At 66.7% G+C, this 23,193-nt stretch carries 20 protein-coding genes; 8 read left to right on the top strand and 12 right to left on the bottom strand.

Annotated elements, in window-relative coordinates; genetic code table 11:
- Positions 1 to 16 precede the first annotated feature (16 nt).
- Positions 17 to 649: a maleylpyruvate isomerase family mycothiol-dependent enzyme gene (locus tag ABIB25_RS10185; protein ID WP_354528330.1), complete on the top strand. Its 633-nt coding sequence runs from the start codon at positions 17 to 19 to the stop codon at positions 647 to 649.
- 10 nt (positions 650 to 659) lie between these two features.
- Here ABIB25_RS10185 and ABIB25_RS10180 read toward each other — a convergent pair whose 3' ends face one another.
- Positions 660 to 1,742, bottom strand: a complete 1,083-nt coding sequence (locus tag ABIB25_RS10180; RefSeq protein WP_354528329.1) for a sensor histidine kinase — start codon at positions 1,740 to 1,742, stop codon at positions 660 to 662.
- Positions 1,714 to 2,388, bottom strand: a complete 675-nt coding sequence (locus ABIB25_RS10175; RefSeq protein ID WP_354528328.1) for a response regulator transcription factor — start codon at positions 2,386 to 2,388, stop codon at positions 1,714 to 1,716. The genes ABIB25_RS10180 and ABIB25_RS10175 overlap by 29 nt, the downstream gene beginning before the upstream one ends.
- 297 nt (positions 2,389 to 2,685) lie before the next feature.
- Between ABIB25_RS10175 and ABIB25_RS10170 the strand changes: the two genes are divergently transcribed.
- The 7 genes from ABIB25_RS10170 (at position 2,686) to ABIB25_RS10140 (ending at position 17,080) form a co-directional block, all read left to right on the top strand.
- Entirely contained in the window at positions 2,686 to 8,100 is a 5,415-nt protein-coding gene (locus ABIB25_RS10170) for an IPT/TIG domain-containing protein (RefSeq protein WP_354528327.1), read from the top strand.
- An 80-nt stretch (positions 8,101 to 8,180) separates the two neighbouring features.
- Positions 8,181 to 9,488, top strand: a complete 1,308-nt coding sequence (locus ABIB25_RS10165; RefSeq protein ID WP_354528326.1) for a multicopper oxidase domain-containing protein — start codon at positions 8,181 to 8,183, stop codon at positions 9,486 to 9,488.
- A 20-nt stretch (positions 9,489 to 9,508) separates the two neighbouring features.
- Positions 9,509 to 10,807, top strand: coding sequence for a multicopper oxidase domain-containing protein (locus tag ABIB25_RS10160; protein ID WP_354528325.1), 1,299 nt, complete (start codon positions 9,509 to 9,511; stop codon positions 10,805 to 10,807).
- Positions 10,808 to 10,833: 26 nt separating this feature from the next.
- Positions 10,834 to 14,025 carry a multicopper oxidase domain-containing protein gene (locus tag ABIB25_RS10155; protein ID WP_354528324.1) on the top strand — a complete coding sequence of 1,064 codons (3,192 nt, stop codon included), beginning with the start codon at positions 10,834 to 10,836 and terminating at the stop codon, positions 14,023 to 14,025.
- 8 nt (positions 14,026 to 14,033) lie between these two features.
- Positions 14,034 to 14,525, top strand: a complete 492-nt coding sequence (locus tag ABIB25_RS10150) for a hypothetical protein (RefSeq protein WP_354528323.1) — start codon at positions 14,034 to 14,036, stop codon at positions 14,523 to 14,525.
- Between the two features lie 131 nt (positions 14,526 to 14,656).
- Positions 14,657 to 16,504 (top strand): copper resistance CopC/CopD family protein, encoded by a 1,848-nt coding sequence (locus tag ABIB25_RS10145; protein WP_354528322.1) that lies wholly within the window; start codon positions 14,657 to 14,659, stop codon positions 16,502 to 16,504.
- A gap of 306 nt (positions 16,505 to 16,810) precedes the next feature.
- Positions 16,811 to 17,080 carry a hypothetical protein gene (locus tag ABIB25_RS10140; protein ID WP_354528321.1) on the top strand — a complete coding sequence of 90 codons (270 nt, stop codon included), beginning with the start codon at positions 16,811 to 16,813 and terminating at the stop codon, positions 17,078 to 17,080.
- A gap of 24 nt (positions 17,081 to 17,104) precedes the next feature.
- Here ABIB25_RS10140 and ABIB25_RS10135 read toward each other — a convergent pair whose 3' ends face one another.
- The 10 genes from ABIB25_RS10135 to rpsP form a co-directional block, all read right to left on the bottom strand.
- Positions 17,105 to 17,557, bottom strand: a complete 453-nt coding sequence (locus tag ABIB25_RS10135) for a hypothetical protein (protein WP_354528320.1) — start codon at positions 17,555 to 17,557, stop codon at positions 17,105 to 17,107.
- 72 nt (positions 17,558 to 17,629) lie between these two features.
- A complete protein-coding gene (locus ABIB25_RS10130; RefSeq protein WP_354528319.1) occupies positions 17,630 to 17,995 on the bottom strand; it encodes a YraN family protein in 366 nt (121 codons plus the stop codon).
- A gap of 123 nt (positions 17,996 to 18,118) precedes the next feature.
- Positions 18,119 to 18,439, bottom strand: coding sequence for a DUF2469 domain-containing protein (locus ABIB25_RS10125; protein WP_090477952.1), 321 nt, complete (start codon positions 18,437 to 18,439; stop codon positions 18,119 to 18,121).
- Positions 18,436 to 19,251 (bottom strand): ribonuclease HII, encoded by an 816-nt coding sequence (gene rnhB / locus ABIB25_RS10120; protein WP_354528318.1) that lies wholly within the window; start codon positions 19,249 to 19,251, stop codon positions 18,436 to 18,438. Before rnhB ends, ABIB25_RS10125 begins: the two co-directional genes overlap by 4 nt.
- Positions 19,248 to 20,435 carry a signal peptidase I gene (gene lepB, locus ABIB25_RS10115; protein WP_354528317.1) on the bottom strand — a complete coding sequence of 396 codons (1,188 nt, stop codon included), beginning with the start codon at positions 20,433 to 20,435 and terminating at the stop codon, positions 19,248 to 19,250. The genes rnhB and lepB overlap by 4 nt, the downstream gene beginning before the upstream one ends.
- 134 nt (positions 20,436 to 20,569) lie before the next feature.
- The gene (gene rplS / locus ABIB25_RS10110) at positions 20,570 to 20,917 is read right to left on the bottom strand and encodes a 50S ribosomal protein L19 (protein ID WP_354528316.1); all 348 of its coding nucleotides are present in this window, start codon (positions 20,915 to 20,917) and stop codon (positions 20,570 to 20,572) included.
- Between the two features lie 54 nt (positions 20,918 to 20,971).
- Positions 20,972 to 21,832, bottom strand: a complete 861-nt coding sequence (gene trmD / locus ABIB25_RS10105) for a tRNA (guanosine(37)-N1)-methyltransferase TrmD (RefSeq protein ID WP_354528465.1) — start codon at positions 21,830 to 21,832, stop codon at positions 20,972 to 20,974.
- Between the two features lie 14 nt (positions 21,833 to 21,846).
- Positions 21,847 to 22,359: a ribosome maturation factor RimM gene (gene rimM / locus ABIB25_RS10100; protein WP_354528315.1), complete on the bottom strand. Its 513-nt coding sequence runs from the start codon at positions 22,357 to 22,359 to the stop codon at positions 21,847 to 21,849.
- 101 nt (positions 22,360 to 22,460) lie between these two features.
- Complete coding sequence (locus ABIB25_RS10095; RefSeq protein WP_354528314.1) at positions 22,461 to 22,700, bottom strand: RNA-binding protein; 240 nt, start codon at positions 22,698 to 22,700, stop codon at positions 22,461 to 22,463.
- A complete protein-coding gene (gene rpsP / locus ABIB25_RS10090) occupies positions 22,697 to 23,173 on the bottom strand; it encodes a 30S ribosomal protein S16 (protein WP_354528313.1) in 477 nt (158 codons plus the stop codon). The genes ABIB25_RS10095 and rpsP overlap by 4 nt, the downstream gene beginning before the upstream one ends.
- Positions 23,174 to 23,193 lie beyond the last annotated feature (20 nt).

Genomic DNA, 23,193 nt, shown 5'->3' with positions numbered 1-23,193 from the left:
CGAAGGAGAACACACAATGGCCAACAGCACCTGGGACCTCATCCACGCCGAACGGCGTTCGCTGATCGACGACCTGCAGTCCCTCACCGAGCAGCAGTGGCACACCGCCTCGCTGTGCCCGGAGTGGAACGTGCATCAGACTCTCGCCCACGTCGTGGCGCTGACGAAGCAGACGCCACCGAAGTTCTTCGGCAAATTCGTGGCCTCCGGCTTCCAGTTCAACAAGATGATCGCCAAGGACGTCGCGCGGGAGAGCGCGGGAACCCCGGCGCAGACCCTGGCCGAGCTCACCGCTCATGCCGACGACACCTCCGCGCCGCCCGGACCGGTGGACTCCTGGATTGGGGAACTGGTCGTGCACGGCGCAGACATACGGCGGCCACTGGGTATCGACTACGCCCCGCCGGTCACCACCACCCGCCAGGCGGCCGACTTCTACCAGAACTCGAACCTGTTGATCGGCGCCAAGTCTCGCATCGCCGGTGTGGAATTGGTGGCCACCGACACCGACTGGCGGCACGGGACCGGCCCGGAGGTCAGTGGCCCCATCCTGTCACTCGTCCTGGCGATGACCGGCCGCACGGCAGCCCTTGCAGATCTGACCGGCGCCGGCCTGTCGGTCCTACGCCGGGCAATGCCTTCCCGCTGAAACCGGCTGGTCAGGTCCTGCCGGCGGGTGTCGGGACGGGCAGCGACGGGGCCGGGGCCAGTTCGCCGTCGCCCAGCGGGATCCGCACGGTGAATCGGCTGCCTACGCCCAGGGTGCTCTGCACCGAGACCGAACCCCTTCGCGCCTCCGCCATGGCCTTGACGATAGCCAGGCCGAGACCGCTTCCGGCCCTTTCTCCGGCGGTCCTGGAGGTCTTGAACATCTCGAATACCCGATCGATCTCGTCCGGGGGGATGCCGGCGCCCGAATCCGTCACGGCCATCATGAGCGCCCCGCCGACGACAGTGCAGGAGATGTCGATCGAATCGCCGGGTTCGGTGAACTTGACGGCGTTCTCGATCAGGCAGTCGAGGGCGGCCTCCAAGCGCTCGGGGTCACCGGCGACGTGACCCTGGAAGGCGGAGGACGTCCACTGCCGGTCTGCGTTGCTGACCCATCGGTGCAGTGCAGTCTCGATCAGGGCCTTGATGTCCATCGGCGCGCGGACGCTCGGTTCGCTGACCTGCGCCAGCGTCAGCAGGCTGCTGACCATGACGGACGCCTTGTCCAATTCGCCGAGGACGAGGTGCGCATCGGAGCGGATTTCGCTCTCGATCGTCGCCGCGCCGATCAATTCCACGAATCCGCGGGCGATCGCCAACCGGGTCCGCACCTCATGGGTGCCGAATCGCGACCGCAACTCCCGGTTCTGTGCCCTTTCCAGCTCCTCGCGCTGCAGCCTCACCAGGGTGCGCCGGGTGGCTCGCTGACGCTCGACGTGCCACATGAGAAGCGCCAGGATCACCCCCATCAGGACGATCTCCGAACATTCCGACCACGCGATGATCCCGGCGATCGCATGGTGGACGAAAGCAGTGCCGGTCACCACGGTGATGATCCAGAAGGCGGTCAACGCCGCTGGCCTCGGCCAGGGGTAGAGCCCGTACAGAAAGGCGAAACTGGCCCAGATCAAATGGTAGGGAATGGTCTCGGCGCCGGCCCAGAGGAAGGTCAGGTATGCGTTGACGGCAGCGAAGAGCACCCACCCGCAGCCGAGCGGCCAGTTAACACGCAACGAGTCTGTATCCGACATTTCGCACCGTCTCGATCCGGCTCATCGTCAACTTGGCCCGCAGCCGACGCATGTAGACGTCGACGACGTTGGTTCCCGGATCGAAGGCCATGCCCCACACGTCCGAGAGGAGTTCCTGGCGCGTACAGACGGCAGGGGTTCGGTGCAGCAGGTGCGCCAGCAGTGCGAACTCCCGTTGGGAAAGATCAATTCGTCGCCCATCGATGATCAATTCGTGTCGTTCGAGATCCAATTCCAGGCCGGCGCCGGTCAGATACCGACGGATCGAGCCGGCCCGTTCGCCATCGCTACCGCGGATGCGCGCCCGGACCCTCGCCATCAGTTCGGCTCCGGCGAAGGGTTTTGCCATGAAGTCGACCGCGCCGTGGTCGAGAACTCCGACCCGCCGCGCGAGGTCGGTCACCGACGAGAGCACCAGGATCCTGGTGTCCGGACGCTCACCGAGTAGCTCGAAAAGCACGTCTTCACCGCGCATGTCGGGAAGCATGAGGTCCAGGATGATCAGGTCGAAGGCGACGGACGTGCCGGATTTCAGAGCAGATCGCCCGTCGGCGGCCTGGCTGACCTGATATCCACCGGCGCTGAGCAACCGTGTCACGAGCAGCAGCAGATGCGGTTCGTCTTCCACGATCAGTACGTGACTCATGGGCCACCAACAAGGGGAGCAGAGCGACTCGGCAAGCCTGTTGGCCCGCCGTGACGGTCTGTGTAGCACAAATTGGACACTTCAGGCAATTGGCGCCGAAAAGCCACGTCTGGTGACGTTCGGTTCACCCTACGTAGTTTTCTGTCCGGCCAGCGGCCGATTCCAGCTCCCGAACACCTCGGATGCCTACCGGTTCATGACAACTTCGTCATGAACCGACCTTTACCTCCCGTCATCCCCCACCTTGATCTCGCATGGTTCGCGGTGCATCGGCACCGGTGACGCAAAGGAGCGATCATGGGACGTCGTCGAGGATTCTTGCGCCGGGAACTGGCGGTTGCCGCAGCGGCGCTGCTCCTGCTGGGCGTCGCCGGCACCACCCGGGCTCTGACCGTGTCGCCGCCCGTCACCCACGCGGCGAGTGCCTCCGCGACCGGAGCCATCACCTTGGAGGTCCGCAGCGCTGCGACCGTGCGGCCGGCAACCGGATTCGTCCACAAGGGCGACCCGATCCCGCACTACAAGTGGATGATCAACCAGGATGACACGGGCAATCCCGGGACGATCGCCAATCAGGGCACCGCCGCCTGCCTTCCCGCGACCGCTCCCGGCGGCAACCCGGACCCTGCCTACGCGGACACCTGCCAGTGGCCCTCGGTGCGCAACACCTCCGGCGCGGCCGCAATCATGGCCCAGGGCAACGAGTCCGATCTCAACCTGACCAAGGCCCTGGCCAACCTCCCGGTCGGCAAGTACCTGATCTCGGTCACCGCCGACAACTTCAAGATCGACGGATCGCACTTCACCGTCAGCGCCGGCAGCACCCTCGCGGTGACGGTGCAGATGAACCCGACGCCGTTGCCGCTGTCGACGTTGCGCATCCAGGTCTTCAACGACAATGCCCCGGTCGACGCCACCTACGAGGTCGATGCCGAACGGGGTCTTGCCGGCTTCACGGCCCATCTCACGGATGTACTCGGGACCGTCAGCACCGACTACTACGGCAATGCACTGTGCACGATGTACATGCACACGCCCAACGGCACCACGCTGTATCCCGACAATGCGGCGCACCACGACCAGCCGATCGCCTTCGACGCCGCCAACAAGCCGATCATCGACCCGAGTTCGACAGGACGCTGCACCAGCGACGCCACCGGGCTGATCCGCATCGAGAACATGGGGACCAACCGCTACGCGGCGACCATCACCCCGCCGGTGCCGGTCGCCGGGCAGACCTACCAGTGGGTCCAGACGACCACCCTGGAAGGCGGCCACGATCACGACATCTGGAGCCAGGAAGGCGCGACGGGCTTCGACACGGAGCAGACCAAGGGCGCCGAGCTCGTCCCGTCGGTCCAGTTCGGGTTCGTCAAGACGCAGGCCATCCTGGTACCGCCGCCGACCCGGAACCATCCGACACCGACCGGTGAGATCAAGGGAGTCGCCGTCGCCGGTCTGCCGTACGTCGGTGGCCAGAACGGGCAGGTGGTGCCGGAGACCGGATTCGCGGGAGCGAAACTCGCTGGGCCGATCAAACAACCATGGATCGCACTGTCCGATCTCGGCGCCGGCGACGCCCAGATCTACGTCGGACGCGGCAATGTCGACGGATCGTTCGACATCAAGAACGTTCCCGACGGTACCTACCAGCTGTCCATCTGGGACGACGACCAGGACTACATCCTCTGGAGTTTCAACGTCGATGTCGCCGACGGCGGGATCACCGACGTCGGGAACAAGATGATCGTCGGATGGTTCACGCACCTCTACGGCAACGTATTCGTCGACTCCAATGCGAACGGACGTCAAGACCCCGGGGAGAAGGCTGTCCCGTCGTTCCCCCTGACGGTCCGCGAACGGGACAACTCGCTCATGGACCAGGCCACCAACACCACGATCACCGGGGAGAGCGGGGCCTACGACATCCGCGAGACCTATCCGATGGGCAAGTGGCTGGTCCTGGAGGCCTTCAATACCCGTTACCGCACCACCGGAATCACCTACCGTGGTGAGAACGAGACGACTTCGACCACCAGGCTGGGCAGCCTCGTCGACGTCAACTTCCTCCCGATCATCGGCCTCGGCGGCCGGATCGACTGGGGTGTCCAGCCCTATTCGGCCGGAACCAACGGCGGGATCGTCGGCACGGTCACCTACGACACCACCCGCAACGAACTGGACGCCGCTTATTCCGCGACCGAGCCCTACCAGCCCGGTATCAGCGGCGTGCCCGTGCACCTGTATGTGCCGAAAGCGTGTGATGCCAACACCTTGCCCGCCAACTGCAAGTCCGGGCGCCAGATCGAGCCGGCGCAGATCGACGATCCGGCGAACCCGGGCACCTCGATCCCCAATCCCGTGGCCGGTGCGCTGGTCAAAGGCCCCGAGGTCCAGGAGGCCTATACCTCCGAGACATGGCAGCCACCACGCGGGTGCACGGCCCGGATGTACAACGGGCAGCCGCTGACCGACCAGCAGGCTCTTCCACCCGCGGGCAGCGCGGCGAACGCGATGTGCGTCGAGGCACCGATGATGGGCGTCGCAGTCGGCCCGAGCGATGCCACCCCGGGCGCGGCGTCGCAGACGGTCAACGGCAACTACGGGTTCGCGACGTCGAAGATCAACCTGTATCCGCCGAGCGACACCGTGCACAATCCGGCCGGTCTCGACCTCTACGCCCAGCTCCCGGCAGGTCAGGAGCAGGACCTACCGGCCGCCGACTACATCGTCTCGGTCGAGATCCCGACCGACCCGGTCGACGGCAAGCCGATGTACCAGGTCACGAAGGAGGAGGACGTCAACGTCTTCGACGGCGACAGCTATCTCCCGCAGCAGAACTACCCGCCGAGCACGCCGGCGATCGCCAACAACACCCCACCCGGTGACCAGCCGACGCCGGCACAGCCCCCGGCGCAGCAGGCCGGCATCATCTCTGCCTGCGTGGGTGCCTCGCACATCGTCCACGTGACCGATCAGCCGTTCCTCGCCGGCGGCGGCAGCCCGTTCGAGGGCCAGTCCAAGCCGATGTGCAACGACAAGCTGGTGACCGTCCGGGCCGGACAGGCCACTGCGCCGAACTTCAACCTGTTCACGGATGTGCCGATCCCGACACACTTCTGGGGCCTGACCCTCAACGACCTCGGGCTGACCCTCGACAAGCGAAGCGTGAACTACGGCGAGGCCCAGGGGCTCCCCTACGTGCCTGTCGGCCTGTACGACTGGTCCGGTCGCCTGGTCGACACGACGCACACCGACTTCAACGGGCTGTACGAAGCCCTCGAACCGTCGACCGACACCTACAACTGCCCGGTCCCAGCCGGGCCGTGCCCGAACATGTACCGCTTCGTCGGCAACGACCCCGGCCAGCCGGGGGCGCTCAACGCCGACTACAACCCGAGGTTCCGCACCATCGCCACCAATTTCCAGGCCTGGCCCGGTCTTTTCACGGTGACCGACGAGGCACCCACCCAGGTCGCCACCACGGCCATCGTCCCGGGCACCACGACCGTGAACCCGACCCAGTGCGACCTCGGGACCGCCACCCCGCAAGTCCTGGCGGTGGACCGTCCTTATGTACGCAAGAACACGCCGATTGACACCAGAGCCGTCACCGTCACCGGTTCGAATTTCGGCTCGGCCACTCCACAGAATCTCCTGACGCTGAACGGTGCCGCCGTGGGAGCGACCACCTGGTCGGACCACCAGATCGTCTTCACCGTGCCGTCGACGACACCCGCCGGTCCGCAGACCATCTCGATCAAGAACGGCACCACCGGCCTGAGCAGCGTCAACGGACTCACCATCCAGGTGCTCGACCTGGCCACGGCGACCAACGCCGGCAAGGCGGCAACCACCCCGGCCCTCGCCGAAGTCGGCCCGGGCAAGCCGTTCTCGACGATTCAAGCCGCACTGGAGGCAGCCCAGCCGACCGCGGGCAAGAAATTCTGGCTGGTCGTCGTCTGGCCCAACGACCAGACCACCAACGATCCGCAGGGTGAATACACCGAGAATCTGATCGTCCATCATCAGGTCAAGATCCAGGGTGTCGGCCCGGGCGGCTTCGATTCCTCGGGAACCTTCGTCCGCGGCTCGATCATCGACGGCACCGGCTTCAATCCCGACAACCCTGGCGGCACGAACTGGATCACCCTGCTGAGCAGGCTGCGGTATTCGGGCAATCCTGCGGTGCCGGATGCGGCGGTGGTGACCGTCCTGGACGACCCGGCCGGCGTCTCGGTCCCGAACTCTTATCCGCTCACCATGGACGGGTTCACCATCACCGGCGGCGCACAGTCGGACTTCCCGGCCAACATCAACGAGCTCACCGGCGGCATCAAAACCCCCTACGGCGCCACCGGCGCGCTCGTCACCCAGGGCGGCGGCGTGTACGTCCACAGCAACGTGCAGAACTTCCAGCTGACGGACAACATCATCCGCGGCAACGGCGGGTCCTACGGCGGAGCGGTCCGGCTCGGGACGCCATACGTCGGCAACAACCGGAACTACAACTTCGTGTTGGCGCGCAACCAGATCCGCGACAACGGCGGCACCAACCTGGCCGGTGGGATCGGATTGTTCACCGGCAGCGACGGCTACCAGATCACCGGCAACGCGATCTGCGGGAATTTCTCCGCCGAATACGGCGGCGCCATCTCGGCTTTCGGCTACAACGACAACGGCGGCGGCTCCAGCGGCGGCACGATCGCCAGGAACCGGGTGTGGTTCAACTCCTCCTACGACGAGGGCGGGGCGATCATGATCGCCGGCGAACTCCCGGCCGTGCCCACCGCATTGTCGGAAGGGTCCGGTCCGGTCACCATCGACTCGAACATCATCCAGGCGAATCTCGCGAGCGACGATGGCGGCGGCATCCGGCTGCTGCAGGTCAGTGGTTCCCACGTATCGAGGGCCAAGCCGGGGACCATCAACATCACCAACAACATCGTCGCCAACAACATCTCGGCACACGAGGGCGGCGGCATCGCGCTCGACGACGCGGCGTTCGTCAACGTCGTCAACAACACGATCGTCAAGAACCTGACCACGGCTACCGCGGTGACCAGCGACGGACAGCCTGCCCCCGCGGGCCTGTCCACCGCATCGAACAGCGATCTGCTCCAGGCGAGACTGATGAACACCAACCAGTTCCCCGGAGCGGCCACCCTGGGTACGACGATCTTCAGCCGGCCGACGCTGCTGAACAACATCTTCTCGGACAACAGGGCAGGCACGTTCGACGGTGGCTGGGTGACCGGGATCGGTGGTCTCCTGCCGGACGGCACCGTCAACGACACCAACAACTGGGACATGGGTGTGGTGGATGTGCCCGGGGCGCTCCTGACGCCGACGAATTCCCTTCTCCAGGATGGCATCGGCACCGTTGCCAGCCCGACCAATCTGGTCGGCGTCGACCCCGGCTTCGTCTCCACCTACGACGTCACCGTTGACATCCTGGCGTCCCGCGCCTACCCGGCCTTCCGGGCGGCCACGATCGTCGCGCAGTTGCTGCCGCCATCCCTGATGGGCAACTACCACCTGGCCACGACACCACCTTCGCCGGCCTTCGCTTCCGGGGCCACGCAGACCACGGTGACCTGGGGCACCTGGACCTATCCCGTCCTCGCGCCGGCTTTCGACGTCGACGGCCAGCCCAGGCCTTCCGGGTCACCCGCTCACGTCGACGCGGGCGCTGACCAGGTCACCCCGTGACGAGCACCCACCTCCACCGCCCTGACATCCACCGCTCTGACATCCACTGCTCTGACATCCACCGCCCTGGGGAGCGCACAGTGACCGAAATCGTTCCGCAACAGAGGATTTCCCGGCGCACGTTCCTGGTCGGCGGGAGTGTCGCCCTGGCCGGCTCGATGGTCGGCTCCGACCTCCTCACCGGCAGCGCAGCGGCCGCAGCTGCAGCAGGGCCACGCCCGGCGGCGGCCCCACTCCAGGCCGCGGCGGTCGTCCACCCGGTCAAGCGGGTCCACCTGGTCGGCACCGACGGCTGGGTGGCCATGCCGGCCGATGCGCCGCCTGACCCCCCGTTCTTCCCGGATGCCCTGGCCCCGAGCGGTTTCAACACCTACGTGTTCGGATTCCGCAACGTCACCGGAATGACGTCGGCGGGGGTCGCCGCGCAACGCGGCAAGGCGCAGATCAGCGCGCCGATGATGTCCTTCGACGAAGAGGACGACATCTACATCACCCTCACCAACCTCGGTCTGCAGCAACGGCCGGACCTCTTCGACGGCCACACGCTGCACTGGCACGGGTTCGTCAACGCGATCCCGCTGTTCGACGGTGTGCCCGAGCTGTCCCTGGCGGTTCCCGTCGGACGGGATCTCACCTACTTCTACCGCCCGCACGATGCCGGAACCTACATGTACCACTGCCATTTCGAGGACGTCGAGCACGTGCAGATGGGCATGACCGGAATGGTCTTCGTCCGACCGAAGCAGAACCGGATCGCCATTGCCGGCAACCCGATCGGGACGAAGTATGCCTACAACGACGGCGACGGATCGACGCGGTACGACCGCGAGTTCGCCTACATGATCACCGAGCTCTGGTCGGCCGCCCACTACCGGGACGCCCACATCCAGGTGAACGACTGGACCGATTTCGATCCGAGCTTCTGGTTGCTGAACGGCCGGGCGTATCCCGATACCCTCGCCCCCAATGGCGACCCGACATCGAGTGCCGCCGGACGTCTGCAGTACCAACCGATCTCGTCGCTGATCACCTGCAACACCAAGGAGAAGGTGCTGCTGCGACTGTCCAATCTGGGTTATCAGAACCACTCGATGACCGTCGACAACATCGATCTGCAGATCGTCGCCAAGGACGCGAGCCTCCTCAGGGGCCGCGACGGCACGACCAACTACATCACCACCAATACGGTCGACGTCGGCCCCGGCGAGAGCCGGGACGTCATCTTCACGGCCCCCGACGCCCCGGGGACCTACCTGCTCTACGACCGCAAGTACTCCTACCTCGAGAACGGCGGTGGTCTCGGATACGGCGGCATGATGACCGAGATCCGTGTACACGCCGCCGGATCGGCCACTGCCTATCCGGCCCAGACCGTCGAGAACACCTGACCGGCAGAGGGACACCAGAGATGAACTTCGCCAGCATCATCAGACACCGGCGCATTCGCGCCGTCACCGGAACCGTGACTCTCGTCCTCGGCACCATGCTGATCGTCGCGCCCGCCGCCTCCGCGGCCGGGACCGCCGGGACGGTCTGCGACACCGATCCGCAGCAGACCTTCTCGCTCACCGCGCAGGACGGCTACGCCTCCACCCCGGACGGCAACTCCATCTACATGTGGAGCTACGGCAACAGCAGCAGAGGATTCCAACTGCCCGGGCCGACCCTGTGCGTGACCTCGGGTCAACCGGTCACCGTGGTCCTGCACAACAGCCTCCCGGAGGCCACCTCGATCATCTTCCCCGGCCAGAAGGCGGTGAAGGCCAACGGCAATCCGGCTCAACCGCAGTTCGATCCGGGCGGGTCCCTGACGTCGTTGGTGCAGAGTGCAGCCCCGGTCAATGGCTCCGTGACCTACACGTTCACCCCGGGCAGCCCGGGAACATACCTCTACGAGAGCGGCACCGACGTCGACAAGCAGGTGCAGATGGGGTTGTACGGAGCGTTGATCGTCCGTCCTGCCGGCCATCCGACGCAGGTCAACGACCGCGCCGATTCCGCCTTCACCGTCGGCCAGGACTACGTCTTCCTGCTGTCCGAGGTCGACCCCGACGTGCATCTGGCGGTGGAACGCAGCCAGCCGATCACCTGGAGCGCCTACACCGCACGGTATTTCATGATCAACGGACGCAGCATGCCGGACACTCTCGCGCCGAACGGCGCATCCTGGCTGCCGGCCCAGCCGTATTCGGCATTCGTCCACATCAAGCCCTACGACGCGATCGCCAATCCCCTCCCCGCCACCATCCGCTATCTGAACGCCGGCACCGTGAACTACCCGTTCCATCCCCATGGCAGTGACGAACGGGTGATCGACCGGGACGGGCACGCGTTGCAGGGGCCGGCCGGCGAGGACCTGTCGTACCAGAAGTACGACATCGACGTCGGCCCCGGCCAGACCGTGGACGTGCTGATGGACTGGCGCGACGTGGAGGGGTGGAGCGCGCTGACCAATCCGGTCCCGACGCAGGTGCCGGCCATCACCGACCAGTTGCTGGTCGGCTCGGACACCTGGTTCAGCGAGAGCCCCTACCTCGGCACGAAGAATGCCGTTCCGACGACGATCACGTCGAACAACGAATGCGGCGAGTACTACCACATCGCCCACAGCCATGCCCTGGAGCAGGCAACCAACTACGGAGCAACCTTCGGAGGAATGATGACGGTCTTCCGCATCGATCCGCCCGCCGGCTGCCCCACCTCATGAAGGCCGGTCCGATGACACACGAGCCGATGAAGAGCACCGGGACGGCGACCTGGTCGCGAAAGCGCACCGCGCTCCGTCTCCTCACCGTGGCCGCCACCGCGGTGGCCACGACCATCCTGCCGACCCTGGCTCCGGCGCAGGCCGCGCCGGCACCCAGGGCGGCGTCCGCTTCCGCCGCTGCGCAGCTGCTCTCGGTCACACCGCCCCTCCTGCAGGCAGCGGCTCCGGTCGGTCGCCTGACCCCGAGGGGATGCACCGAGGGCACCGGCTCGGCCACCTGCGATCTCTTCGCCATGGGCGGAACCACCTCGATACTGGGCACTTCCGTGCCCATCTGGGGATTCTCGACCACGGGTGCAGCCGCCTCGGCCACCGCGCCCGGACCGGTCCTCGTCGTCAACCAGGGCGACACCGTGTCGATCACCCTCCACAACGCGCTGGCCGGCGAGCAGGTTTCGCTCGCGCTGCCCGGCCAGGCGGCGGTGGCGGTGAACGGGTCCGCCGGTGACGACTTGTCGGGGGTCGCCACCGGCGGCACCAGTACCTACTCGTTCGTCGCAGGCCGGCCCGGAAGCTTCCTCTACGAGGCGGGCCATACCGCGCACGGTGCCCGCCAGGTCGCCATGGGACTGGCCGGCGCGCTGATCGTCCTGCCCGCCGACGGTTCGGCCTACGGCACCACGTCCGGCTTTCCGGCCACGGCCTACCAGGATGACGCTGTCCTCGTCCTGAGCGAGATCGACCCAGCCCTCAACGCCAACCCGACCGGTTTCGACATGCGGAATTTCGCGCCGAAGTACCGGATGTTCAACGGGAAGCCCTATCCGGCATCGGATCCGATCAGCACGGACCAGGGGCATGTCGTGCTCCTGCGCTACGTCAACGTCGGGTCCCAGACCCACGCCATGAGCGTCCTTGGCGGTGATCAGGTCGAGATCGCGCAGGACGGGCACCAGTCGAAGTTCCAGACCACCGTAGCCGCCGAGAGCGTCGATCCGGGCATGACCCTCGACACCCTGGTGACCATGCCGACCGGACCCGAGGCCAAGCTCGCCGTCTACGAGCCGGCCATGCACCTGGACAACGACGGGCAGCACACCAACGACCCCATGCAGTTCGCATTCGGCGGCATGCTGACGTTCCTCGACACAGCCGCGCCACCGCCCAGTTCGGACGGGGTAGGGCCGGTGTCCGGCCACATCACGTTGTCTCCCAACCCTTCCAACGCATTGTCGAACGTCACGGTGACGGCCGATCTGAGCGATGCAACGACCGGTTCCGGCCTGGTGACGCAGGCCGAGTTCGTCGTCGACGACGCGATCACCACCGGCGCCGGGTACGGCGTACCGATGACCGGAACCTTCGGCACCACCACTGTTGTCGGCGCGACCGGGTCCATTCCCGCGATCGCCGCCGGTCCCTGCGTACCGCTCACCGGTGCGCCGCCGGTGGCCCTGAACTGCCTGTCAGCAGGCCGGCACATGGTCTTCGTCCGTGCCCTCGACTCGGCCGGGAACTGGGGTGTCGTCGGATCGGCGATCCTGAACCTGCCGAAGTCCGGGCCGCAGACGACCAACGGATCGCTGACCAACTCGCCGGCCAACGGAACGGTGGATGTCGCGATCTCCGCGACCGGCGACGATTCCGCGGCCGGCGGGACCATCAAGGCCGCCGAGTACTTCATCGACACGGTGGGCGCCGATGGCACCGGACTTCCGGTCGCGACCAACCGCGACAGCACGGTGGTCTCCCTGGACGCGGCCATCCCCGCGGCCACGGTCGCCGCCCTGACCGCCGGCACCCACCACGTCCTCGTGCACAGCAAGGACTCGCTGGGCCTCTGGGGTCCTCCGCTGGACCTCCCGCTGTTCGTCGACCTCACCGGGCCCGGCGTCGATGCGGCCAGCGTGGCACCGAGCCCCACCAACGGGATCGTCACGAACAAGAGCAACCCCGGCTACCTGTACCTCTCGGCGCAGATCTCCGATCGTGACTCCGGCGGAGCGCTCGCCAGCAACCTCGTGGACGTCGAAGCGTTCCTCGATCCGAAGGTCGCCGTCCCGGTGGGCGGTACCGGGCTGCAGTTGATAGCGGTCGACGGGTCGATCAATTCGCCCACGGAGCAGGTGTACGGGCTGCTGCCGATCTCGCAGATCAAATCGCTCTCCGAGGGCATGCACCACGTCTACGTCCGCGGTGAGGACGCGGCCGGGAACTGGGGTGCGATGTTCGGCGTCAACCTCGTCGTCGACCGGACGGCGCCCGTTCTGGGCACGCTGACCGGCTCACCCAATCCGACGAATGGTGCGGCCAACCTGACGTTGAGCGCGCCGGTCACCGAGGCGGTCGGACTGAACACGGCTGAATTCTGGCTGGGGACAACGGATCCCGGCGTCGGCAAGGGTACGCAGGTACCGGTGGCCGTCGTCGGCGGTAATGCGGTCGCGACCATCTCGCTGGCCGGCATCGCGCTGGGCACCCAGCAGTTCAACCTGCGGGTGCAGGACACCGCGCAGAACTGGGGCAAGGCGGTCAACACCGCGGTCACCGTCTCGAAACCGAACGTGATCTTCGCGAACAACTTCGAGACGACCGACACAGCCTGGAGTCTGGTCACCGGAAACATCGGCCCGGCTACGGCGGCTGCCATGCCGACGCCGGCCGAACCGGGAAGTCTGCGCGGCCTGCAGGTCACCATGGCCGGCAAGCTGCTCAACCAGCCCAGCTATCTGACCGACAACTCACCCACGGCCGAGACCAGCTATCACGCCCGATTCGTGTTCAACCGCAACACTCTTGTTGCAGGCGTTCAAAGCGGCAATCCCAGGACCCTGACCGTCTTCCAGGGTCTGACCGCCACCAACGGATCGGTCTTCACGGTGGAGTTCGGGCTGAACGCGGGCACACCGGCCCTGCGCACGGTGATGGTCAGATCTGCCGGCGGCAATCTCACCGGCCTCTGGGTCAACCTGCCGACCGGTAGCACCACCGTGCAGGTCGACTGGGCGGCCGGACCGGCCACCGGCGTCACCGCCGGAACGTTGCTGCTGAGGTTCAACGGGACGATCCGGACCATGACAACAGGTAATACCAGCGCGATGCGAATGGAGACCGCTCTGCTCGGCATCACCGCCGGTTTCACCACGACGAATGCCGGAACCACGCTGGGCACGGCCTACTTCGACAGCTTCCTGTCCACCCGATTCACCTTGCCGTAGGAGTTGTCATGTTACGAGGGTCATCGCTGTTACGAGAACTGGCCTCTGCCGTCCGGCGACCGTTCCACCGGATCCCGGCCTTCGGTGCGCTGGCACTGGTGGTGATACTGATCGGGTTCGCCGGCTACCGAACGTTCTTCGTTCCGACGGACCGGGCCACAGGCTTCCCGCAGAGCGCTGCGATGGAGGATCAGCTCGGGGTCAGGTTCTCCCGGGTGGCGGTCGTCGGCGACGGAGGTCTGGTCACCGTGACCTACGTGGTCCTGGACAGCGAGAAGGCCGGTCGGTTCCAGTCCGACGTCGCGCACCCGCCGGCGTTGGTCAGCGAGGCACGCCCCGAGAAGACCACCAGGGTCTCCCTGATGAAGCAGGGCCACCTGCTCCGCACCGGGCAGACCTACTACCTGGTGTACCAGAACACCCGGGCTGCTCTCAGGCCCGGTGAACTGGCCACGATTGCGGAGGGCGGCATCCAGCTGCCACACGTTCCCGTGCTGTGAAGTCCGGGAATGTGTTGCCGACGCTGCGATCTCGTGCCGGACTACGATCTCGTGCCGGACAGCGATCTCGTGCCGGACAGCGATCTCGCGATGGGCGGCGGGCACTCACCCTTGCCCTTCTGGTCCTGGGCATGTGGTGTCTCCTGCCCGCCCCGGGTGCTGCCGCCCATGCGTTCCTGATCGACAGCAACCCTGCCGATGGCACCACCCTGTCGACCGCGCCGAAGCAATTGCGGATGGATTTCAGCGAGTCCGTGGTGCTCGACGCGCTGACGATCGACATCGTCGACGGCAGCGGCAGACACCTCCGGCCCTTGGGCGTTCGGCTGCTGGGTGGAGACGAAAAGGCTGCCGACACCGAGGCACCGTCGGAGATCGTTGCCGCGCTACCGACTCTCGCGCCGAACGTATATCGCGTCAGCTGGGCGACGCTCTCCAGCGATGACCTCCACCGCACCAGCGGTGTGCTGGTGTTCGGCGTCGGGCGGGCCGTCACCGGTTCCGCCTTCACCGAGCCGTTTCCACGCTGGGAGGAGGTGTTGCTCCGAGCGGCGATCTTCCTGTCGTTGGCGGCAGCGCTCGGCGGACTGCTGGCCGTTCGCCTCTTCCGGCTCGCCGGCGCGACGGGTGTGTCAACCGGCGGTATCCGCACCTGCCGCCGCATCGCCGTGGTGGGCGGCCTCGCCGGCATCGCTGCCGGCCTTGTTCTCCTGGTGGATCAGCTGCTCGTCAGCGGGGCGCCGCTCCAGCAGTTGCTGTCCGGCAGCATCGGATTCCGAGAAATCCTGCGGGAAGGGGGCTTTCTTGTCCTGGCCGTGGCGGCCACGCGTTCGCGGCCGTCTGTCGTCCGGACGGCGTGCATCGTCGTGGGTAGCGCCTTGGCCGCCTTCGGTACCGCCCTGATGGGCCATTCGTCGGGCGGAACCGGCGCCGCCATCACCCGGGTCGGCGCCGACGCCCTCCACCTGCTGACGGCAGCAACGTGGTCAGGGGCACTGCTGGTGGTGATGATCCTGGTGGTACCGATGATGCGGACCGACAGACGGCCGGAGGCCCGGAACTTCCTGCGCCACTTCGCTTTGCCAGCAGCCGCCTGCTTCACGACGATGGTGGTCAGCGGCATCTACCTATCCAGCGGCGTGGTCGGATCCGTCGACGCCGCTCTGTCGACCTTCTACGGGCGCACCTTGATGATCAAGGTGATGGTGGTGGGGCTGATCGCCGTTCTCGCCCTCCGGAACCACCTCGCCGTGCGTCGAGCAGGCTCGTGGGGCAACGGCCCCCGAGCAGCGCTGGTCAGGGCCGAGGCCATCGGCGCGGTGGTCGTCCTGCTGCTCGCCGCGGTCCTCACCGGCAGCCAGCCTGCGATGGAGCCGCAGTTCATCGCGTCGCCGGTGGCCCCGACCGTGCCGTTGATCGATCTGGGGGTCGCCGATCTCCAGGAAACGCTCGCAGTGCGGCCGAACGTACCCGGGTCCAACGTGGTGCTGGTCGACGTCTTCGACGTGAGGCGGCCGGCATTGGCGCCCATCCGCGCCGTTCTGGTCGAGATCGGTTCTGACGAAACGACACTCGGGGCGCCGGTCACGGCCTCCCCACTCGAGCAGGGTCACTGGTCCGTGGTCGCCACGCTTTCCAGGCCCGGACGGATCGCTGTCCGCGTCACCGTCCAGCGACCTGGCCTGCTCGATGTCACCACACGCTATTCCTGGACGGTCGGCGGTGCGCCTGCCGTGCGGCCGGCCGCGGTGTCGAACGCTCCCCTCGCCGGCCCGCTGGCGGACATCGCACTGGCGCTGCTGCTGCTGCTGGTCGCCGCCGTGCTGTTCAGCCGGTGGACAAGACGCACCCGATGGTCCAGGGCCCGTGCACAGATCACGGAGTGCGACCGGCTCGAGCCACTGCTGTGGTCCGAGACCTACGACTCCACCGAAGAACTGCTGATGTCAGCACCACGCGGAAATACCCGGCATCCCTGATATGTCTGATTGCTCGGAAATCCTGGAATCGGATAGTGACTCCAAGGCCGACGCCAGCGCGCAGGTGCAGGAGGTTCTGACCGACCTCCTCGCCGACCTGGCCCGACTGGGCGTCCAGGTGCAGACGCCGGAGAACACCCGTGCCGCGCTGACCTGGTCCACTCAGTCCCTGCGGACGCAGCAGCAAGATGTGCACGACAAGACGACCGGCGAGCATGGTCCGTTCGGCGCTGACCCCCATCAGACGGTCGGCTTCCGAAGGCCGCTGATACTGTCCGAGACCCAGGGCTCGAGGAAGAGGCACAGATGTCAGAACGTCCGGACTACGACTCCATCCGTATTGGCCTTGGCGTGATCGCCGGCCGTGATACCTCCACGGAACCGGCCGAACGGTTCGAGAGGGACATCGATTCTCTGACGTCCTGGCAGGCCGAGCTGCTCAGGGACCTCGACGGCGGCGAGACGCGACCCTCGGGCGCACCGGACCTGGACAGCGTGCGGAACCTGCTGGACGAGGTCAACAACGCGATCGAGAACAGCCAGCAACGCAGGGACGCCGGGCTCCGTCGCGACTGAGTCGCCTACGAAACCACAGAAGAATCAGAAATCCGAGAGCCCGGCCTCGTCAATCAGGAACGAACGGATCCGGGCGGCGAGCTGATCGCTGGACGGCTGCTCGTCGGTCTTGCCCTCCACGCGTCCGAGGACGTCGATGATCTTCGCCTCCAGAGCACCGCGGTCGGCCGGTTCGGCCTCGAGCCACTCCTCGCGGATCTCGCAGTACTCGTCCTCGAGGGCCGGCAGGGTCTCGTGCTCGGTCGGGCTGTTCTCGTGCTTGGCGGCTGCGTTGAACCAGTCGGTGTACTGACGGCGCAGTTCGTCGACCTTCGCGGTGCTGGCCTGCAGGTCGCCGGCCGGTAGGTCACGCACATCGGAAGCCAGATCGTTCAATTCGACCAGCAGGTCCGCCAACTGGGCCGCGGTGAGGGCGACGTGATCGTGCTGGCGCTGGGTGAACTCGTGAATTCTGGTGCCGATCGTGATTGGTTCCATGTCCGGTCTTACCCGTCGCAGCGCTCGACTAACAGATCGATCCCCACAAACCGACCGAACGGAACGAACCGGTCAGAACGCGGCCACGATGTGCGAGAGCTCCATCGCCTGACCGGGACGGGCCATCACCCCGATGACGTCGAACCTGACCTGCGTCCAGTACACGCCCCACTCGATCTGGAACACCATGGCCAGCCGCCGCAATTTGCGTCGCTTGCCGCGGGTGACCGCCTCCGCCGGCGTGCCGAACCCGTCGCCGCTGCGGGTCTTCACCTCGCAGATCACCAGATGACGGAGCCCGTCGGTGGCGACGATGTCGAGCTCGCCCTCCTTGCACCGCCAGTTGCGGCTGAGGATGACCAGACCCAGGTCCTCCAGGTGCGCTGCAGCCAGATCCTCACCGCGACGGCCGAGTTCATTGCCCGCCAGTGTTGCCATTCGCCCGGTACCCCGCTCCCCCGCGGGCCCTGCACGGGCCCGACGGGGTCAGCGTTCCCCGGTCACGAACCGCGGGACAACCTCGGATCGCAGATTGTGGACAGCTTCAGGCATGGGGACAACTCAGCCGAAGGTCTCGCCCTCCGGAAGGCGCAGGTCCGGCTTGTCGAGCTCCTCGACGTTGACGTCCTTGAACGTCACCACCCGGACGTTCTTCACGAAGCGCGCCGGCCGGTACATGTCCCACACCCAGGCATCGGACATCCGCACCTCGAAATACATGTCGCCGTCGGAATTGCGCACCTGCACATCGACGGCGTTGCAGAGATAGAACCGGCGCTCGGTTTCCACCACATACGCGAACTGCCCGACGATGTCGCGGTATTCCCGGTAGAGCTGGAGCTCCATCTCTGTTTCGTACTGCTCCAGATCCTCTGCACTCACGTGCTGGCTCCTCCCGCTGATAATTCCTGCCGGCCCATCATCCCAGATTCGTAGGCCTGCTCGACGCCCGGACTCTCCTCGCCGGGCCGACCGAGCTCGCCGAGCGGCAATCGCCAGCTCCTCCGATGCACCTGGCTCGGACCGTACCGCCGGAGAGCGGCGATGTGCTCGGCGGTGCCGTAACCCTTGTTGACCTCGAAGAGGTATTCGGGGTGCTCCAGCGCGAGCCGGCGCAGCAGACCGTCCCGCTCCGTCTTGGCCAGCACGCTGGCCCCGGCCACCCCGGCGCACGTCAGATCGGCCTTGATGCGGGTGAACACCGGTCCGATCACCGGCGGCAGCTGGGCCGGCGCCGGGATGACCGGGAGAGGAACCTCAGGCTCGTCGGTGGTCAGCAGGTCCGATTCCGCGAAGAGGGCTGGTTCGGGATCGGAGAGGTAGTCGTGGTTGCCATCCAGCAGCACTGCGTCGACCGGCTCGCGGAGCTGGGCCAGCGCCCGCCGCCCGGCCAGCCGCAGCGCGCCAATGATCCCCACCGCGTCGATCTCGTCGGGGCTCGCATGACCGACGGCGAACTCGCCGGCCCAGCGTCGCACCACCGGCAGCAGCACCTCGCGGGCCTGGGGCGTCAGGAGTTTGGAATCCCTGAGCCCCAACGGGACCCGTCCGATCCGGGCGGTCACCACGACCACGCCGACGCTCACCGGACCGGCCAGCGCACCGCGCCCTACCTCGTCCATCGCGGCCAGCCGTTGCACCCCGCCGCGCAGTAGTTCCTTCTCCAGCCGCAGGTGGGGACGGGATCCGGTCATGGTCGCAACTTGCGAGCCACTTTTCGGGCTCTGCGGGCTCTGCGTCTACTCGGCACCATCGCCAGGGAACCGCGCAGGCCAAGGGTGAGGACGAGCCCCCCGGCGACCGGCAGCGCCGCCGTCGGACCGGATCCCAGTGCCGTGGCCGACGGGTCGATGTCAGGATTGCCGATGGTCTGCCACCGCGACGGCGGCATGACGATGAAGATCGCCTTGCCGATGACGTCATCAGCGGGGATCGGGCGGTCACAGCTTGGATAGGAAGCGGCTGGCTTCAAGCCGAGGCAGTTATAGGACGAGTCCGAGGAATCGCGGCGATGGTCACCCATCACCCAGAGGTAACCGTCCGGAATCTTGTAGGGCGCAAAGCATCGCTGGGACCCGTACCGGGTGTCGTCACCCCCGGTCGTGCAGTCGGCCACGCCTGCCTCGAAGGGCCAGGGTTCGTAGATGTACGGCTCGTTCAAGGATCTGCCGTCGACGGTGACGTTGCCCTTGGCGTCGCAGCAAGCGACCGTCTGGCCGCCCACCGCGATCACCCGCTTCACGAAGTCCTTCTCGTTGGGCGGGGCGATGCCGATGACGGAGCCGACCGACGCCATGGCCTTGCCGAACCAGGTGGTCGGCCCGGGGATGTCCGCTTCCCGTGCCCAGGTGTCCGGCCCCTTGAAGACCACCACGTCGCCGGGTTCCGGGTCGCGGAAGTCGTAGACGATCTTGCTGGCCAGGATCCGGTCACCACCGGACGAGACTCCATGCAGCGTCTTCTCCATGGAGCCCGACGGCACGTAGTAGACCTTCGCGATGAAGGTCTGGATCAGGAAGGTGAGGACGAACGCCACCAGGATCAGGATCGGGAGCTCGACCCAGAAGGGGCGTTTCGACTTCTTGTTGCGCTTGGTGGACTGCTTGCGCCAGCGGCTGACGGCCTTGGCGTGATCCGGGTCCTCGACGTCGGTGGCGGCCTCGTCAGCGGCGCCGGTGCGAAGGGGACGGCCGGCAAGATCGCCCTGCGCCTTGGCGTCGGAGGTGACCACCCAGTCCTGCCACGGACCCGAAGCCTTCGCCGGTGCCGAAGCGTCGGGAACTCCTGCCCCATCGCCGGCCGCCTCGGTGCTGTCCTTCGACCCTGCGCTGTCGATCGATCCTGCGCGATCCACCGGCCCGGCATCATGCTCGTTCATCATGGTCAGGCTACGGCTTCCGGGATAAAGGGTCGGTATGGACCAACGGCGAGCCGTGGTCGGCCCAACACGAGGCCGCCTCCACCCGATGGGTGAAAGCGGCCTGTGGTGAAAAACGGGTGGAGCGACTGCGATCAGCGGTCGCGCTTCTCCTTGATCTTGGCGGCCTTGCCGCGCAGCTCGCGCAGGTAGTACAGCTTGGCGCGACGGACGTCGCCGCGGGTGACCAGTTCGATCCGGTCCAGGTTCGGGGAATGCACCGGGAAGGTGCGCTCGACTCCGACGCCGAAGCTGACCTTGCGGACGGTGAAGGTCTCGCGGATGCCACCGCCCTGACGACGGATGACGTGACCGGCGAAGATCTGGATACGGGAGCGAGCGCCCTCGATGACCTTGACGTGCACCTTGACGGTGTCGCCCGGTCGGAAATCCGGAAGATCGGTCCGCAACGAGGCGGAGTCCAGAGCGTCCAGGGTGTTCATGTGATGGTCCTGTCTGAGTGCAACACTCGATGAAACGACGAGTCTCGTGGGCGGTCACGGCGGGCCCGGGATGGGCCGACCGGCAGTCGGCGGGATCTGCCCGGCCGACTCACAACCTCCCCAGTCTGCCAGAGAAGGACGGGGTGGCAAAATGCCGCCCATCTCGAGCGTCGCAGTTTCCAGCACGAGCCGGTCGGCGCGGTCCAGGCTCGCGGGGTCGAGCGCGGCGACCAGGTCCGGCCGCCGCCGGGCCGTGCGGCGCAGGGATTCGTCCCGCCGCCACCTCTCGATCGCACCGTGATGCCCGGACAGCAGCACCGGCGGCACCGAAATCCCTTGGTAATCAAGCGGTCTGGTGTAGCTGGGGTATTCCAGCAAACCGGCGGAGGCGCCCGAGAACGAGTCGGTCACTGCCGACATCGGATTGCCCAGCACGCCGGGGATCAGCCTGGCCACCGCCTCCACGATCACCAGCACGGCGGCCTCTCCCCCGGCAAGGACGTAGTCGCCGATGGAGAGTTCGAGCACCTCCATGGTGGTGGAAGCATGATCGGCGACCCGCTGGTCGATGCCCTCGTAACGGCCGCATGCGAAGACGAGCTGCGTCCGGGTGGCGAGGTCCGCGGCGATGGCCTGGGTGAACGGCACACCGGCCGGGGTCGGCACGATCAGGGTGCTGCCGGGACCGGGTGTGACGACGGCGTCCAGCGCGCGTCCCCAGACATCAGGCTTCATCACCATGCCGGCGCCGCCGCCGTAGGGCGTGTCGTCCACGGTCCGATGACGGTCGGGGGCGTAGTCGCGCAGGTCGTGCACGCGCAGACCGATCAGGCCATCGGCAATGGCCCGGCCCAGCAGTGATTCCCGCAGCGGCGCAAGGTATTCCGGGAAGATGGTGATGACATCGAGCTGCAGTGCCGATGGTGCGTTCACTCGAACATGCCGTCCGGCAGGTCGACGGTCACGTGGCGCGCCGCCAGGTCGACGTCCGGGACGATCGCACTGACGAACGGCACGAGCTCCTCGGTGTCGTCGGGGCGACGAACGACCAGGACCGGCGCGGCCGGCGGGTGCATGACGTCGACGATCTCGCCGAGCACCTCACCGCTGACGTGGTGGTGGACGGCCAGCCCGATCAGCTGGTGGTCGTAGAACTCGTCCTCGTCCGCGGGTTCCGGCAGCGACTCGGCGTCCACGAGAAGATGGATCCCGCGCAGGGTCTCGGCGGTGTTGCGATCGACGATGCCCTCGAACCCGACCACCTGCACCGGACCGGACTGCCGCGCGCCGGACACGACGAGGACGGGCCGGGCACTGGAGTCGGTCTGCAGTTCCGAGCCGACGGCGAAGCGGGCCGACGGGTCGTCGGTGAACGGCGTCACAGTGACCTCACCGCGGATGCCGTGTGCGCGGCCGATCCGGCCGACCTGAAGCTGGGTCATCTCAACTCCCTAGAAAGTACGAGCAACAAACGACCGCACCCCGCACCTCGTCCGCCGTGGAGGTGGACGAGATGCGGGGTGCGGGAACGAGCGGTGGGGCGTCAGCGATCGGTGTCGACGACGTCGACGCGGATACCGCGACCGCCGACGGCCGACATGACGGTCCGCAGCGCGGTCGCCGTCCGACCACTGCGGCCGATGACCTTGCCCAGATCGTCGGGGTGCACCCGGATCTGCAGCGTGCGGCCACGACGGCCGGTGGTCAGGTCGACGTGGACGTCCTCGTCGTGCTCAACAATGCCCTTGACCAGATGCTCGAGGGCGTCGGTGAGCATGCTCACTTCTCGCCTGCCGCAGCAGCTTCGGCGGCGGGCACCTCGGCAGCGGCCGGCGCGTCAGCGGTCTCGGCGGCGTCGGCGGCCTTGGGGGCCGCCTTCTTCTTCGGGGTGGTCGCGGTGGGCGCATCGTCGGAGCCGATGGCAGCCAGGGCGGCCTCGTACCGGGTGCGCTTGTCGACCTTCTCGGGCTGCGGCTTAAGGGTTCCCTCGGAACCCGGCAGACCCTTGAACTTCTGCCAGTCACCGGTCACCTTGAGCAGCGACAGCACGGACTCGGTCGGCTGCGCGCCGACACCCAGCCAGTACTGCGCACGATCGGAGTCGATCTCGATGAGGCTCGGCTCGAGCTTCGGGTGGTACTTGCCGATGGCCTCGATGGCACGGCCGCCGCGGCGGGTACGGGCATCGGAGACGACAACACGGTAGAACGGCTCGCGAATCTTGCCGAAGCGAGCGAGCTTGATCTTGACAGCCACGGTTTTCGAAAACTCCTTGA

This window comes from Nakamurella sp. UYEF19 (assembly GCF_040546275.1).
In the GTDB taxonomy this organism is placed as follows: domain Bacteria; phylum Actinomycetota; class Actinomycetes; order Mycobacteriales; family Nakamurellaceae; genus Nakamurella.
Note: the sequence above shows the minus strand (reverse complement) of the source record. Positions and strands in the feature narration are given on the sequence as shown.